This window comes from Bradyrhizobium sp. USDA 4532, from assembly GCF_024171315.1.
GTDB lineage: Bacteria > Pseudomonadota > Alphaproteobacteria > Rhizobiales > Xanthobacteraceae > Bradyrhizobium > Bradyrhizobium australafricanum.
The window spans coordinates 7,699,361-7,714,474 of record NZ_JALJZN010000001.1 but is presented as its reverse complement, the minus strand read 5'-3'; the positions used below and the strand labels follow the sequence as shown (position 1 = coordinate 7,714,474).

The 15,114-nt window shown below is 64.5% G+C and carries 13 protein-coding genes; 1 reads left to right on the top strand and 12 read right to left on the bottom strand.

The window, feature by feature from the left end:
- Positions 1-37: 37 nt before the first annotated feature.
- From J2R76_RS35580 to J2R76_RS35545, 8 genes are all read right to left on the bottom strand, one after another.
- Positions 38-1,279 carry an SMP-30/gluconolactonase/LRE family protein gene (locus J2R76_RS35580; protein WP_168857240.1) on the bottom strand — a complete coding sequence of 414 codons (1,242 nt, stop codon included), beginning with the start codon at positions 1,277-1,279 and terminating at the stop codon, positions 38-40.
- A 354-nt stretch (positions 1,280-1,633) separates the two neighbouring features.
- Positions 1,634-2,257 carry a flavin reductase family protein gene (locus tag J2R76_RS35575; RefSeq protein ID WP_057016949.1) on the bottom strand — a complete coding sequence of 208 codons (624 nt, stop codon included), beginning with the start codon at positions 2,255-2,257 and terminating at the stop codon, positions 1,634-1,636.
- A 165-nt stretch (positions 2,258-2,422) separates the two neighbouring features.
- Positions 2,423-3,031, bottom strand: a complete 609-nt coding sequence (locus tag J2R76_RS35570; RefSeq protein ID WP_253625559.1) for a TetR/AcrR family transcriptional regulator — start codon at positions 3,029-3,031, stop codon at positions 2,423-2,425.
- A gap of 21 nt (positions 3,032-3,052) precedes the next feature.
- Positions 3,053-6,190 carry an efflux RND transporter permease subunit gene (locus tag J2R76_RS35565; protein ID WP_057016948.1) on the bottom strand — a complete coding sequence of 1,046 codons (3,138 nt, stop codon included), beginning with the start codon at positions 6,188-6,190 and terminating at the stop codon, positions 3,053-3,055.
- Positions 6,191-6,245: 55 nt separating this feature from the next.
- A complete protein-coding gene (locus tag J2R76_RS35560; protein ID WP_253625558.1) occupies positions 6,246-7,352 on the bottom strand; it encodes an efflux RND transporter periplasmic adaptor subunit in 1,107 nt (368 codons plus the stop codon).
- Between the two features lie 234 nt (positions 7,353-7,586).
- Positions 7,587-8,912 (bottom strand): MFS transporter, encoded by a 1,326-nt coding sequence (locus J2R76_RS35555; RefSeq protein ID WP_253625557.1) that lies wholly within the window; start codon positions 8,910-8,912, stop codon positions 7,587-7,589.
- A gap of 154 nt (positions 8,913-9,066) precedes the next feature.
- Complete coding sequence (locus tag J2R76_RS35550) at positions 9,067-10,230, bottom strand: winged helix-turn-helix domain-containing protein (RefSeq protein ID WP_057016945.1); 1,164 nt, start codon at positions 10,228-10,230, stop codon at positions 9,067-9,069.
- Between the two features lie 78 nt (positions 10,231-10,308).
- A complete protein-coding gene (locus tag J2R76_RS35545; RefSeq protein ID WP_057017018.1) occupies positions 10,309-10,551 on the bottom strand; it encodes a hypothetical protein in 243 nt (80 codons plus the stop codon).
- A gap of 156 nt (positions 10,552-10,707) precedes the next feature.
- Here J2R76_RS35545 and J2R76_RS35540 point away from each other — a divergent pair, with 156 nt between their 5' ends.
- The gene (locus J2R76_RS35540) at positions 10,708-11,340 is read left to right on the top strand and encodes an OmpA family protein (protein ID WP_057016944.1); all 633 of its coding nucleotides are present in this window, start codon (positions 10,708-10,710) and stop codon (positions 11,338-11,340) included.
- Positions 11,341-11,402: 62 nt separating this feature from the next.
- Here J2R76_RS35540 and J2R76_RS35535 read toward each other — a convergent pair whose 3' ends face one another.
- The 4 genes from J2R76_RS35535 to J2R76_RS35520 all read right to left on the bottom strand — a co-directional run bounded on the left by J2R76_RS35535 (position 11,403) and on the right by J2R76_RS35520 (position 15,074).
- Positions 11,403-12,707, bottom strand: a complete 1,305-nt coding sequence (locus tag J2R76_RS35535; protein WP_253625556.1) for a phospholipid carrier-dependent glycosyltransferase — start codon at positions 12,705-12,707, stop codon at positions 11,403-11,405.
- Between the two features lie 289 nt (positions 12,708-12,996).
- Positions 12,997-13,485 (bottom strand): VOC family protein, encoded by a 489-nt coding sequence (locus J2R76_RS35530; protein ID WP_141340500.1) that lies wholly within the window; start codon positions 13,483-13,485, stop codon positions 12,997-12,999.
- A gap of 29 nt (positions 13,486-13,514) precedes the next feature.
- Complete coding sequence (locus J2R76_RS35525; RefSeq protein ID WP_225158606.1) at positions 13,515-13,952, bottom strand: VOC family protein; 438 nt, start codon at positions 13,950-13,952, stop codon at positions 13,515-13,517.
- Positions 13,953-14,057: 105 nt separating this feature from the next.
- The gene (locus J2R76_RS35520) at positions 14,058-15,074 is read right to left on the bottom strand and encodes an alpha/beta hydrolase (RefSeq protein WP_253625555.1); all 1,017 of its coding nucleotides are present in this window, start codon (positions 15,072-15,074) and stop codon (positions 14,058-14,060) included.
- Positions 15,075-15,114 lie beyond the last annotated feature (40 nt).

Here is a 15,114-nt window from a genome sequence, read left to right as displayed (position 1 = left end):
GGGGGATGGCGCAGACGCCATCCCCATGCAAGACGAGCTAGGCGGCCCCCGCTCCCTGGGTTGCGGTATAGACCGCGTAGAGCGACTGGCTTGCGGCCATGAACAGACGGTTGCGCTTGGGACCACCGAAGGTGATGTTGCCGCAGACCTCGGGCAGCCGGATACGGCCGAGCAGCTTGCCTTCCGGCGACCACACCGTCACGCCGCTGTACCCGACCGCGCGGCCGGCATTGCTCGAGCACCAGACATTGCCGTTGACGTCGCAGCGGATACCGTCCGGTCCGCACTTCACGCCGTCGATCGTGAAATCGCTGAACCGCTTGCCGTTGGAAAGCTTGTTGTCGGCGCCGACATCGAACACGAAAACGTCACCCTTGCCGCCGGGTCCGCTATCGCCCGGTCCCTTGCCGGTCGAGACCACGTAGAGCTTCTTGTAGTCCGGCGAGAAGCAGAGGCCGTTCGGGTCCGGCACCTGGTCCTCGCTCACTACGAGATCGACGCGGCCGGACGGGTCGATGCGGTAGCAATTGGTCGGCAGCTCGCGCTTGGCCGGCACGAAGCCCGCCGGCTGGCCGATCCGGGGATTGAGCTTGCCGGCCGGATTGCTCGGGCCGCCCGCGGCATCAGGCTCGCCCTCATAGAGCTGGCCGCCATAGGGCGGATCGGTGAACCAGTAGCTGCCGTCCGGATGCGCGACGACGTCGTTCGGCGAGTTCAGCCGCTTGCCCTGATAGTTGTCGGCGAGCACGGTCGCGGTGCCGTCATTCTCGTAGCGCGTCACGCGGCGGGTGAGATGCTCGCAGGACAGCTGGCGGCCCTGGAAGTCGAACGAATTGCCGTTCGAGTAGTTCGACGGCATGCGGAAGACGCTGACATGGCCGTCATCTTCCGACCAGCGCATCTGCCGGTTGTTCGGGATGTCGCTCCACAGCAGATAGCGGCCCTGCGAGCTCCAGGCCGGGCCTTCCGCCCACAACAGGCCGGTATAGAGGCGCTTGATCGAGGTGTTGGGCTGGGCAAGGTCGTTGAAGGACGGATCGACCGCGATGATGTCGGGGTCCCAGAAATAGGTGGTCGGCGCACCGCGCGGACTGAAGTCGCGCGGCGGGCTGGTGATCGTCGTCGGCGGCCCGACCGGCGCGGGCGCGTTCTGGGCCAGCGCGCTGCCGATGCTGGCTACGGCAGCGGCGGAAACCGCCAGTCCCTGAACCAGCGTGCGCCGTGAAACATTCGGATCGCGTTGTTCTTCGTTCGGATCGCTCCGCTCGTGGCGTGTCATCGCATCCTCCCACTCTGTTGGCCGGCCGTTGATCCGGCCTGGCGAGTGGAGGTTAGACTGCTCTCGGAGAGGTTGCGAGTGACGGTTTTTCATCCCCGTGCGCGAAAATTTCACATTGTTGTGGTGCGGGCCGTCGTTGCGGAGCGCACGAATCCGCAGCGGAGCAACGTCCCTTACCTCGCCCCGCTTGCGGGGAGAGGTCGAAATTCAAGCGCAGCTTGAATTTCGGGTGAGGGGGTACAGGTCTCACGACCATCACAGCTGGTGGAAGCAGCCCCTCACCCTACCCTCTAAGAGCGAGCTTCGCTCGTCTCGACCCCGTGAAGAACGGCGAGAGGGAGGATAGAGCAGCACTCAATCCGGCCGGATCATCTCGAACATGTTTTCCGGCTTGATCTCGAAGTAGTCGCCGCGGCGGCCGGCGCGGACGATCGGATGCGCGAGGCCGGTCTGGTAGACGCCGTCCTTGATGAAGGCCTTGTCGATGTGGACGGCGACCACCTCGCCGAGCGTCAGCCAGGCCTCGGCCTTCTTGCCGTCGGCGCCCTGGAGCTGGACGATCTGGCTGACCTTGCATTCGAACGACACCGGGCTTTCGGCGACCCGCGGCACGTTGACGAGCTTGCCGGCGACCTGCGTGAGGCCCGCGAGCCTGAACTCGTCGACATCGCGCGCGACATGCGCCGCCGTCGCATTCATGTGTCTGGCGAGATCCATCGTCGCCAGATTCCAGACGAACTCGCCGGTGTCCTGGATGTTGGCGACGCTATCCTTCCAGTTGGTGGAGGAGAAGCCGATGATCGGCGGCACGTAGCAAAAGGCGTTGAAGAAGCTGTAGGGCGCGAGGTTGACGTTGCCGCCCTTGTCGCGCGAGGAGATCCAGCCGATCGGCCGCGGCGCCACGATGGCGTTGAACGGATCGTGCTTCAGGCCGTGGCCGTTCTTCGGCTCGTAGAAATGCAGGTCTTTGGCGGTCACGATTGCGTCCTCGTCATTCCGGGATGGTCCGTAAGGACCAGACCCGGAATCTCGAGATTCCACAATGCGCGATTGCGCATTGGGGTTCGATGCTTACGCATCGCCCCGGAATGACAAGGAAGTCAACTGACGAAAATGTCAGTGCTGGCGCTCAAGGGCTGGCGCTCAATTGGCGCGGCCGCGCGGCGACAGGCCGGCGATCACGAAATCGATCATCTGGTCGATGGTCGGGCCCGGCTTGGTGGCACATTGGGCGATCATCTGTGGGTGGAAGAACCGCATCATCGCCGTGCAGGCGCAGAGCGAGGCGAGCTGCAGGTCCGTGATCTCGAACTCCCCCGACGCGGCTCCTTGCGCGATCACCTCGCCGATAATGGAGGCGATACACTCCATATGCGCGACGCAGACGTCCCAGTCCTCCTGCATCGCGATCTCGACCATCTCGTGCATCTTGGAATCGCCGACATAGCGCTCGGTGTTCATGCGATTGATGGTCGTCATCATCTGGCGCAAGCGTGGCGCCGCCGGCCCTTCCGAGCGCGCGATGCGCCGGGCCTCGATCTCGACCTCGCCCATCAGGCCGCGGGCCACGCCCTCGTGGATCGACTTCTTCGAATCGAAGAAGCGGTACACGTTGGCGGGGCTCATCCGCAGCTCTTTGGCGATGTCGGCGACCGTCGTCTTCTGATACCCGATCTGCCGGAACAAGCGCTCCGCCACCACGAGAATCCGCTCGCGGGTGTCGGTTTCGCTATGTTCCGAGATCAGTGTCATGTTGGCCTGCTCAATCTTCAATTATTCGGCCGCCTCAGCAAGTGGAAATGCGCGTTGCGCATCGCCGGCATGCTGCGGCGCAGTATCGGTTTGCTCGGAGCCGCTCTCCTCGAGGGTCTTGCGGAACCAGAGGGCGTAAAGGCCCGGCAGATACAGCAAGGTCAGGAAAGTCGCAACAAACAAACCGCCCATGATGGTGATCGCCATCGGGCCCCAGAACGCCGAGCGCGACAGCGGGATCATGGCGAGGATGGCGGCCAGGGCCGTCAGCACCACCGGCCGGGCGCGCCGGACGGTGGCTTCGACGATCGCCTCGCGCCGGGTCAGGCCAGACGCCACGTCGCTCTCGATCTGGTCGACCAGGATCACGGCGTTGCGCATGATCATGCCGGCGAGCGCGATCAGGCCGAGCAGCGCCACGAAGCCGAACGGCTGGTTGGCGACGTTGAGCCCCAGCGAGGCGCCGACGATGCCGAGCGGCGCGGTCAGGAACACCAGGAACAGGCGCGAGAAGCTCTGCAGCTGGATCATCAGCAGCGTCAGCATCACCATCACCATCACGGGGAAGAGGATGAAGATCGACGCATTGCCCTTGGCGGATTCCTCGAACGCCCCGCCCGGCTCGATCCGGTAGGCTGGCTCGAGATGGGCCTGGATGTCCTTCAGCTTCGGCGAGATCTGGTTGGTGACGTCGGGCGCCTGCACGCCGTCGACGACGTCGGAGCGCACGGTGATCGCCATGTCGCGGTTGCGCCGCCACAGGATCGGCTCCTCATGCGCATATTCGATCTTGGCAATCTGCTGCAGCGGGACGGCGACGCCGTTGCGCGTGGTGATGGTGAGATCGCCGACGCGGCCGAGATCGAGCCGCTCGGACGGCACCGCGCGGGCGACCACGCCGACCTTCTCGATGCCGTCGCGGATCGTGGTGACCGGCGCGCCCGAGATCAGCATCGCCAGCGCCTGCGAGACGTCCTGCGGGGTCAGGCCGAGCGCACGCGCCCGATCCTGGTCGACGGCGAGCTTCAGGTAGGGCGACTGCTCGTTCCAGTCGAGCTGGACGTCCTTGACGTTCTTGTTCTGGCGCATGACGTCGCGCACCTGGTAGGCGATGTCGCGCACCTTGTTGGCATCGGGGCCGATCACGCGGAACTGGACCGGGAAGCCGACCGGCGGACCGAAATTGAAGCGGTCGACCCGGACCCGTGCCTCGTTCAAAGCGCCGTCGGCGGCGGCCTGCTCGATCTTGGCCTTGACGCGCTCGCGCGCCTCGACGTTCTTGGCGAGGATCACGATCTCGGCAAAGGCCTCGTTCGGCAGCTGCGGGTTGAGGCCGAGCCAGAAGCGCGGCGAGCCCTGGCCGACATAGGCGGTGTAGGTCTGGATATCGTCATCGCCCTTCAGCAGCCCTTCGGCCTGCTTCACCGCCTTCTCGGTGACGTTGAAGGCGGTGCCCTCGGGCAGACGCAGCTGCAGGAACAGCTCGGGCCGCTCCGACAGCGGGAAGAACTGCTGCTGGACGTGGCCGAACGCAACGATGGAGGCAACGAACACGCCGACGGTCGCCGCCACCACCTTGATGCGGTGATCGACGCACCACTGCACGACGCTGCGCAGGCCGCGATACATCCGCGTCTCGTAGATCGCGTGCGGATCGTGGTTCTGGTGCACCTTGATGTTGGGCAACAGCTTGACGCCGATATAGGGCGTGAAGATCACCGCGACGAACCAGGAGGCGACCAGCGAGATCGCCACGATCCAGAAGATGCCGCCGGCATATTCGCCGACCGCAGAATTGGCAAAGCCGATGGGGAGGAAGCCAGCGGCCGTGACCAGCGTCCCCGTGAGCATCGGAAACGCGGTGGATTCCCAGGCAAAGGACGCCGCCTTCATGCGGTCCCAGCCCTGCTCCATCTTCACCACCATCATCTCGACCGCGATAATGGCGTCGTCGACCAGAAGGCCGAGCGCAATGATCAGCGCGCCGAGCGTGATGCGGTGCAGGTCGAGCGACATTGCGTTCATCACGATGAAGACGATGCCGAGCACCAGCGGCACCGACAGCGCGACTACGATGCCGGTGCGCCAGCCGAGCGCGACAAAGGAGACGAACAGCACGATCGCGAGCGCCTCGACGAAGGAGTGCACGAACTCGCCGACGGCGTGCTCGACCACCCTGGGCTGGTCGGCGATCTGCTGGATATCGACGCCCTGCGGCACCGCCTTCAGGAACTCGGCGGTCGCCTTCTGGACCTCCTTGCCGAGCTCGAGGATGTTGGCGCCCTTGGCGGTGACGACGCCGATACCGAGCGCCGGCTTGCCTTCCTGACGCACCTTGAAGCTCGGCGGATCGACATAGCCGTGGCTGACGGTCGCGATATCGCCGAGGCGGAACACGCGGCCGTTGCTCTCGACCGGCGTCTCGGCAACCGCCTTGACGCCGTCAAGCGCGCCGGTGACGCGCAGCGGCACGCGCTGCGACGAGCTCTCGACGGTACCGGCCGGGGTGACGTTATTCTGCTTGGCGAGCGAGTCGAACAGCGCCTGCGGCGTGATGCCGAGCGTCGCCAGCTTGGCATGCGAGAACTCGACGAAAATACGCTCGTCCTGGGTGCCGTAGAGATCGATCTTGGTGACGCCCGGCACCTTCAGCAGGCGCTGGCGAAAACCCTCCGCGACCTTCTTGAGCTGCGCATAATTGGCGCCGTCGCCGGTCATCATATAGAGGATCGAATCGACGTCGGAGAATTCGTCGTTGACGACGGGACCGAGGATGCCGGAGGGCAGCTCGCCCTGCACGTCGACCAGCTTCTTGCGCAACAGATAAAAGAGATAGGGCACGTCCTTCGGCGAAGTCGAATCCTTGAAGGAGACCTGCATCGCCGTGAAGCCCGGCTTGGAATAGGTCTGCACCTTGTCGAAGAACGGCAGCTCCTGCAGTTTCTTCTCGATCGGATCGGCGACCTGCATCTGCATTTCCTGCGAGGTCGCGCCCGGCCACATCACCGAGACGTTCACCACCTTGACGGTGAAGAACGGATCCTCGGCGCGGCCGAGCTTCTCGTAGGAGAAGAAGCCGGCGGCGGCGAGGATGATCATCAGGAACAGCACCAGCGTCGGATGGCTGACCGCCCAGGCTGAAAGGTTGAAGCGCTTCATCGAACTCTCCAAGTTCTAGACCAGTCCCAGAACCGTTTCCGCTGCTATGCGAGGGTTAGAACGACAGCGACGACACGACCCGCACCTTCTGGCTCGGATCGAGTTTCTGCACACCGAGGGCGACCACCTTGGCGCCATCGTCGACGCCGCCGGAGATGACGACGTTGTTGCTCTCATAGGCCTTCACCTTGACCGGCTTCAGCGCGATGTCGCCCTTGTGGTCGACGATGTAGAGCGAGGGATCGCCGCCCTGGCTGTACAGCGCCGACAGCGGCAACTTGGCGACGCGCTCACTCGCCTTGTCGGCCAGCGTCAGCGTCGCGGTCATGCCGAGCGAGACCGCCTCGTCCGCGTCCGGCAGCGAGAATTTTGCGAGATAGGTGCGGGTGGCGGGATCGGCCTGCGGCGCGACCTCGCGCAGCCTGGCGGCATAGCTCTTCTTGGCGTCCGACCACAGCGTCACCGTGGCTACGCCCGACCTGGCACGAGCAAGAAGCGTCTCGGGGATCGCGACGACAGCTTCCTTCTCGCCAAGTCGGGCGACACGGATCGAAGCCTGGCCCGCGGCAACCACCTGGCCGGGCTCGATCATGGTCGCTGTGACGACACCCCGGGTGTCGGCCACCAGCGTTGCATAAGAGAGGGAATTCCTGGTCAGCTCGACCGAGCGCTCGGCACGGTTCAGCCGCGCGCGGGCCTCGTCGCCGGCGGCCTTGGCGGAATCGAGTGCCGCGTCGGTGGTCCAGCCCTTCGCCTTCAGATCCTTGGCGCGCTGCTCGGCGGCGGCGGCCTGCGCCAGCACGCCGGTGGCGGCGCGGAATTCGGCCTCGGCCTGCTCGGCCTGCAGCTTCAGGTCGACCTCGTCGAGGGTGGCCAAGGGCTGGTCGACGTCGACTGTCTGTCCGACCTCGACCAGCCGCTTGGCCACCTTGCCGGCGACCCGAAAGCCCATATCGGCTTCGATACGGGGCTTGATGGTGCCGACAAAGCTGCGCTCAGGGGTTTCAGCTTCATAATGGACGGTCGCCACCAGAACGGGGCGCCCCGGATCGGCGTTTTCAGCCGCCTTTTCATTGCAGCCGGTCAGCGCGAACACCGCAAAAGCCAATGATGCTCCCGTCAAGAGCCTGTAATAGCTCGAAAAAACGGAACGAACGAACATCTGAAATCTCCATCGGGCTGACGACTGATGAAGAGTATCGATTTATCACTGATAAATGTCAATATTCGTCAGTGATAACCAATTCGTGAGCGGGGTCGGATTTGGCGGGTGCAGAGATCGGAAAATGCGTAGCCCCGGATGAAGCGGAGCGAAATCCGGGACATCACCGGTGGCGGCTCCCCGGATTGCGCTGCGCTCCATCCGGGCTACGGGAACACGTGATTTGAGGGCGAGCTACTTCGCGCCGGCGAACTCGGTCTTGGTCTCATGGCTGCCGAGGAAAACCAGCAGGCCCGCGGCGAGCGGCAACAGCGACAGCACCAGCAGGCCGGTCGACGTGCTGCCGGTAGCCTCCTTGACCCAGCCGATCAGATAGGGCCCGCCGAAACCGGCGAGGTTGCCGATCGAGTTGATCAGCGCGATCGCGCCGGCCGCGGCAGTACCGGAGAGCCAGGCGGTCGGCAGCGTCCAGAACACCGCGAAGGTGCAGAACACGCCGATCGCGGCGACCGTCAGCACCACCATCGTCATGACCGGGTCGGTGATGTAGCTGGAGACGCCGAGCGCCAGCGCGGTCAGCAGCAGCGGCGCGCCGACATGGAACACGCGCTCGCGCGTGGCATCGGAACGGCGCGCCCACAGGATCATCGCGACGGTGCCGAATGCGTACGGGATCGCGGTGACGAAGCCGGTCTGCGCGTTGGTCAGACCGAACGCCTTGACGATCTGCGGCAGCCAGAACTGCATGCCGTAGAGCGAGGCGACGAAACCGAAATAGATCGCGCTGAGCGCCAGCACCTTGGGCGAGGACAGCGCCTCGCCCAAGGTGAAATGCTTCGCCGCCTGCTTGGCCGCGACCTCGGCGTCGAGCTTCGCCTTGAGCCACGCCTTCTGCTCGGCCGAGAGCCACTCGGCCTTCTCCGGCCGGTCAGTCAGATAGAACCAAGTGACGATGCCGAGCAGCACCGAGGGAATGCCCTCGATGACGAACAGCCACTGCCAGCCCTTCAAGCCCATCACGCCGTCGAGGCCGAGCAACAGGCCGGAGATCGGCGCGCCGATCACGGTCGAAATCGGCACCGCGAGCGCGAAGGCGGCGACGAAGCGCGCACGATACTCGGCCGGATACCAGTAGGTCAGATAGAGGATGATGCCGGGGAAGAAGCCGGCCTCGGCGACGCCGAGGAAGAAGCGCAGCGCATAGAAGCTGTGCTCGTCATAGACCGCCGCCATCAACGCCGAGAGGATGCCCCAGCTCACCATGATGCGGGCGATCCACTTGCTGGCGCCGAACCGCTCCAGCGCCAGATTGCTCGGCACCTCGAAGATGAAATAGCCGATGAAGAAGATGCCGGCGCCGAACGAGAACACCACCGGCGAGAACTTCAACTCGCTGTTCATGGTGAGCGCAGCAAAACCGAGATTGACGCGGTCGAGATAGGAGAAGAAGTAGGCCAGGATCAGGAACGGGATCAGCCGCCAAGAGATCGCGCGGATCGTCGACGTCTCGATCTCGCTGCGGGCGCCGCGATCGGGCGCGATAGTAGCTGTCTGGCTCATGAGCTTTCCCCGGGTGTTGCTTGCCGTGAGGATTATTGGCTGGCCCCACATTGAGCAATGGCAAAAACTCATAGCTCACAGCGCAAACGGGAAACCTGTGCGTTTTGTGCACGGCGTCATTGCGAGCCAACGGGTCGCAATGACGGAGCCACCCCTATTCAGCCAGCTGGAAGCGCTCGAAGCGGTCGAGCTCTTCCTCGATGCGCCGCTTCAGCTCCTTGCGTGCCGCCTGCTTCTTGCCGTTGCCGACCCAGCTCCATTTCTGCATCAGGAGCTTCTTGTTCTGCCGGTCGGTCTTGAGGTCGAGGGCGGCGACGATGTCGTCGCCGACCAGCACCGGCAGCGCGAAATAGCCGAACAGGCGCTTCTCCTTCGGCACATAGGCCTCGAAACGGTGGCCATAGCCGAAGAACAGCTCGGTGCGCTTGCGCTGGATGATCAGCGGATCGAACGGCGAGAGGATGTGGACCAGGGTGGGATCACCCTCGCCGGTCGCGTCCAGCACCTCGGGCCGCGCCCAATGCTCCTGCTTGCCGGCGCCATCGAGCGCGATCCGCACCAGCTCCTTGCGGCGCACCCTCGCCTCGATCAGGCTGCGCACCGCCTTCTTGCTCGGCGCGTCGAGATGGCAGATCGAATCCAGGCTGACGATGCCCTGTGAGCGCAGCGCGCGGTCGAGCAGATAGGCCGTCCGGGCCGAGGCCGGGGCCGGCTTCGGCGGCTTGTCCCAGCCGAAGTGCCGGGTCATCAACTCATAGGTCTTCAGCATGCCGGCGCGCTCGCTGATCGTGACCACGCCGCCGTAGAAGGCGAGCTGCAGCGCGCGCTTGGAGGGCTTGCGGCTCTGCCAGAGATGCTCCTTCTCGGTCAGCACGTCGTCATCGATGTCGCGGATCGTCAGCGGACCGGCACGAAGCAGCCGCAGCACCTTGCGCGTATCCGCCGGGGTCACCGACGAGAACCATTTGTGGCCCTCGCGCTTGTGCGCCTTCATCGCCGGCAGGAAGAAGCCGATGTCCTTGGACGGAATGTAGGACAGCGCGTGCGTCCAGTACTCGAACACGCTCTTGTCCCGGCTCTGCGCCTGCTTGAGGTCGGCGCGGCGGTAGTCCGGAATGCGGCTGAACAGGATGTGGTGATGGCAGCGCTCGATCACGTTGATGGTGTCGATCTGCACATAGCCGAGATGATCGACGGCGGCCGCCACCGCTGATGCCCCTTCGCCGAACGGCACCTGGGTATCGAGCCGCTGCGCGCGCAGCCAGATATGGCGGGCGGCAGCATTGTTCAACGAAAGGGGTTCGGCGGCGCGGGACATTGCCCCAGCAATGTAGTGAGATTCGCGCAGCTGTGGAGAGCCGCGCGGCGGAAATCAGCTCCGCATCATTCGGAACGGCTACGTCGATCCGACGACCCGCCGCAACCACGGAACGTCCCCGATCGCCGCCGCGAGCGCGGCGCTTTCTCCATGGAAGATGCGGGACGAATGACCGCCGACCGGAAACCAGCCACGGCCATCTTCGACGTCCCGCCGATATTCCTCGAAGCCGATGCTGCCGTCCGGGCGAAGGAAGATATCGACGCAGCGCGAGGCAGCTTCGTCATTGATCGAGCGGAGGACACGATTGACGTTGGCCATGATGTCCTCGCTTCCCGTCTGCCTGCCTGGCGCAAGCGGGGCGGCACACCCAACCGTGACCCAGATCACATTCCGAGCTTTGAACCGGTCCTATCCTCCCAGCATCAAAACGACAGCAAGCCGGATTGGCTAGCCCGACATTTGAGGACGAAAACCATGACCCGCTCTTTTTCCTTGTCTTTTCTGACGATCGGCGCCGCGCTGTCGATGACGGCGGGCGTCGCACTGGCCGGCAGCGAGGCCGTTCCGGCCGCACAGATTCTCAATGCGCTGAAGCCGAAGTCGGCCACCCGCGGCCTTTCCGCCGGCACGCAGGTCGACCTCGCGGCTTCCGCCAAGGAGGCAAGCTTCCTCAACACCGTCCGCAACCGGCAGACCCGTTCGTTGTCGCGCGTTGAACGCCAGGAGATCGCCGACATCGCGGCGAACAAGCCGAAGATCGATCTGGAGATCCACTTCGACTACAACTCGGCCGACATCAGCAAGGGCTCGACCCAGGCGGTGCAGGAGCTCGGCAAGGCACTGTCCGATGCCAGTATGAAGGGCTCGACCTTCGTCGTCGCCGGCCACACCGACGCGATCGGCGGCGAGGCCTATAACCAGGACCTGTCGGAGCGCCGCGCCGACACCATCAAGAAATTTCTGGTCGAGCATTACGGCCTGAACGGCTCGGATCTCGTGACGGTCGGCTACGGAAAGACCCGGCCGAAGGACCCGAGCGCGCCGATGGACCCGACCAATCGCCGCGTGCAGGTCGTCAACATGGATACCAAGACCGCCTCGCAGTAATCTCCCGCAGCCTCGATCCGCCTGCCATGCCCGGCAGGCGGATCACTTTGCTTTAAAGACCGTCATATCCAGCCCTGAAACAGCATCAGGCGGTTGAACGTCGCCATCGACGTCTCGATGATAGCGGCCGTGACCGGCAGCATCGCAACAAACCCTGCGCATCCAACCGCAACGAACGCCCACAGCAGCCAGCGCGGCGCACCCTTGCGCGTCAAGGCGTAGACCAGCACGAAACTCGCGGTGGTCGCCGCGGGGAGATAGTAATAGATGAAACCGAGCGTGCGCGGCAGCAGGGCCCAGGCGAGATACGGGCCGAGGTAGAACGCCAGCACGAGAAATGCATCACGGCCGCGCCCGACGATCCAGTCGCGCAGCGCAATGATCAGCGCGATCAATGCCGGCCACAGCACCAACGGGTTGCCGAGGAGCACGATCGCGGCGAACCTGTCATCGTCGACCTTCTCGAACAGGTACCAGACCGGGCGCACCAGGAACGGCCAGGACGGCCATGAGCTCATATAGGTGTGGCCCGCGATGGCGGCCGTGGTGTTGTCGGCAAAGATGCGACGCTGCGCCTCCATGATATCCGTGAACGAGAGGCCGTAGAGCGGCACGAAGGTCGCGAGATAGACGGCCGCCGGGATCAGCACGAAGCAGACCATGAAGTGCGGAACACGAAAATCCGGCCACAGCTCCGGCCGGTACCAATCCTCCGCATTGGCGTCGGCAAAGCGCGTGCGCCACCCCTGCATCAAGCGGATCGCAGCGACGATCGCGATGCAGGTCGCGAGCACGAACAGCCCGCTCCATTTGCAGGCACTGGCAAGCCCCGCGAACAGCCCCGCCAGCGCAAGGGCGAATTGCGGCTGCTGTTGCCTGAAGCCGTGGACGAACGCCGCGATCGCGAACAGGCCGAAAGCGAGCGCGAAAATATCCAGCATCGCGATCCGCGACTGCACGAACAGCATCTGGTTGAAGAAGGCGAGCAGCGCGGCAGCGATCGCGCGTTGCTGCGACGCGAACAGCGCAAGCCCGCCGAGATAGACGCCGACCAGCGCCAGCGCACCGAACAGCGCCGCGGGATAGCGCCATCCCAGCGGCCCATCGCCGAATGCCTTGATCGAGAGGGCGATGATCTCCTTGGCAAGCGGCGGATGCACCGGATTGAGGATCGGGCCCTCGCGCACCGGCAGCAGCATCTGCCGCGCCGCCGGCACGTAATGCACCTCGTCGAAATAGAGCTTGTCCGGCGCCGTGATCCCGAGCAGCAGCACGACATGGGCGACGATGAAGACGATTGCTGCGACGATCGCCGTGCGCGCGGCGGGACGTCGCGGAACAGAAGGAGATTTGGATACGGTGTTCAAAGGGCAAGCATGGTGCGAGGGGAACACAGCTTGTGACAAATATACGATATCAGCTGCATCCGCGATCCGTCGCCACGGTCATGTGACGGAACCATCGATGCCCATACTGTCATGCCCCGCTTCATGCGGGCATCGAGTACGCCGCGGCCTGTCGGCCGAGCACCGAAATCTCTGGAATGCTGGATCGCCCGGTCCCGTCTACGCCAAGGCTTCGACGAGGCCACGAATCCCTGGCTCGCCGAAGCTTTAGCGAAGGCGGCGAGCCGGGCGGTGCCAGCGAAGCCCTGCCTTACGCCGCCGCGTCGCCCTCATAGGCCTGGCGCAGACCTTCGATATCGAGCTTGATCATCCCGAGCACGGCCTGCATCACGCGCGCAGCGCCGCCGGCGTCGGACCCGCCGAGATATTGGCGGACCGCCGCCGGCACGATCTGCCATGCGACGCCATAGCGATCGCGCAGCCAGCCACACTGCTCGGCGGTGCCGCCGGCCGCGAGCAACGCGTCCCACAGGCGATCGACCTCGGCCTGGTCGACACAGTCGATCGCGAACGAGACCGCGTGGGTATGCTCCATCCTCATCCCGCCGTTCAGCGCCATGAAGCGCTGACCGGCGAGCGTGAATTCGACCAGCAGCACCGTGCCGGCCTTTCCGCCGGGGCTGTCGATGACATTCTTCTGGACGGTCTCGATCCGCGAACCGGGCAGCAGCGAGACGTAGAAGTTCGCGGCCTCCTCGGCCTCGCCGTTGAACCACAGGCAGGGAGATACCTTGGACATGCTGAGCTCCTCGTGATGACGGGATGCGATCAGGCGGTCGCCGCGGCGGACTGCGCCTTCATCGCCGCCTCGACGTCCATCCACATCACTTCCCAGATGTGACCATCGGGATCTTCGAAGCTGCGGCCGTACATGAAGCCGTAATCCTGCTGCGGCGACGGATCGGCGCTGCCGCCCGCGCCCTTCGCCTTGGCGACGTAGCCGTCGACCGCGTCGCGGCTGTCGGCGGACAGGCAGATCAGCACTTCGCTCGTGGTTTTGGTGTCGGCAATTTTCTTCGGGGTGAATTCGCGGAACTTGTCGTGCGTCAGCAGCATGACGTGAATCGTGTCTGAGATCACCATGCAGGAGGCGGTGTGGTCGGAAAATTGCGCGTTCTTGGTCGCGCCGATCGCCTCATAGAAGGCGGTCGCGTGGGCGAGATTGCTGACCGGCAGGTTGACGAAGATCATTGTCGGCTTGGCCATGAAAGGCGCTCCTTTTCGCGGGTTGTGCCCCGAGGACGAACCGCCTCGCCGCGTCCCGACATCACCGCGCCGATTTTTCTTGCGGCGTCCTGCCGCAGGGTGACGTCAGGTCACAATCGGTGTCGGCATGGTCAGGAATGCCCGCGTCACATGCCAGAACAGCTCCCGATTGGTGGCAAGCGCCACCGAATGGGCGGTGCCGGGCAGGATGATGAACTGCCGATCGCCGTTCGGCAGCTTGTTGAAGAACTCCTCGAGGTCCGGAACCGCGGCGATGCCGTCATATTCGCCGCGGACCAGCAGCACCGGCGCCAGCACCTTCTCCGGATGCACCACCGGCAAATTGGCGGTCATGTCGAGATAGGTGCCGGTCGGGATCTGGTCGCCGAACTGCATCTCGACATCGGCCAGCAGCTCGACCACGGCGGGGTCCGACGTGCCGGGCCTGTCGCGGGTCGCGATCGAGCGGATCATGTCGCGGTCGCGCTTGCGCATGTTGTGACTGCGGTAATAGGCGAGTTGCTCGGCGCGCTTTGCCAGCGTCGGCGAGCCCTCGCCCTTGTAGGTGAAGGCGGCGAACACCAGCCGGTCGATGCGCTCGGGCGCGGCCATCGCGAATGCGCCGGCCCGCAGCGCGCCCGAGGATTCGCCGACGAAGTGATATCGCCCCTGCCCGGTCTCGCGCGCGATCACCTCGACCGCGGCCTTCAGATCCTCGACGCCGCTTGCAATATCCGCATTGCCCGACGTGCGGCCGGACTTGCCGTAGTTCTCGTGGTCCATGGTCCAGCAATCGAAGCCGTAGCGGGCAAATGTGTTCAGCAGCGAATACTCGCCCTTGCCCGGCACCGTGAGGTCGAACACCCGCGATGTCACCGACGAGCCGTGGACGAAGAACACCACGGGCCGCGCCGGCTCGCCCGGCTTCGGCGCCCCGATCCGCTTGCGGAACATCCACAGGGGGATGTCGCCCTTCTTAGCCCAGTATTCGTTGCTCCATATTTCTCCTTCGGCAGGAACCGCGGTCGCGGCCTGTGCCGACGCTGCGCCGAGCACGCCGGCTGCCGTTGCAATGCCGATGCCTTTGATCATGCTGCGCCGCGAATGGTCAGATGACATCATGGTTCGCTCCCTTCCGGATTTCTTCGTCCGATCCGGCGCG

Coding starts and splice junctions, on each gene's coding strand:
- J2R76_RS35550 (WP_057016945.1), bottom strand. CDS start 10,230: ATGTCCCGCGCCGCCGAACCCCTTTCGTTGAACAATGCTGCCGCCCGC.
- J2R76_RS35530 (WP_141340500.1), bottom strand. CDS start 13,485: ATGTCCAAGGTATCTCCCTGCCTGTGGTTCAACGGCGAGGCCGAGGAG.
- J2R76_RS35560 (WP_253625558.1), bottom strand. CDS start 7,352: ATGTTCGTTCGTTCCGTTTTTTCGAGCTATTACAGGCTCTTGACGGGA.
- J2R76_RS35565 (WP_057016948.1), bottom strand. CDS start 6,190: ATGAAGCGCTTCAACCTTTCAGCCTGGGCGGTCAGCCATCCGACGCTG.
- J2R76_RS35580 (WP_168857240.1), bottom strand. CDS start 1,279: ATGACACGCCACGAGCGGAGCGATCCGAACGAAGAACAACGCGATCCG.
- J2R76_RS35540 (WP_057016944.1), top strand. CDS start 10,708: ATGACCCGCTCTTTTTCCTTGTCTTTTCTGACGATCGGCGCCGCGCTG.
- J2R76_RS35520 (WP_253625555.1), bottom strand. CDS start 15,074: ATGATGTCATCTGACCATTCGCGGCGCAGCATGATCAAAGGCATCGGC.
- J2R76_RS35545 (WP_057017018.1), bottom strand. CDS start 10,551: ATGGCCAACGTCAATCGTGTCCTCCGCTCGATCAATGACGAAGCTGCC.
- J2R76_RS35525 (WP_225158606.1), bottom strand. CDS start 13,952: ATGGCCAAGCCGACAATGATCTTCGTCAACCTGCCGGTCAGCAATCTC.
- J2R76_RS35570 (WP_253625559.1), bottom strand. CDS start 3,031: ATGACACTGATCTCGGAACATAGCGAAACCGACACCCGCGAGCGGATT.
- J2R76_RS35555 (WP_253625557.1), bottom strand. CDS start 8,912: ATGAGCCAGACAGCTACTATCGCGCCCGATCGCGGCGCCCGCAGCGAG.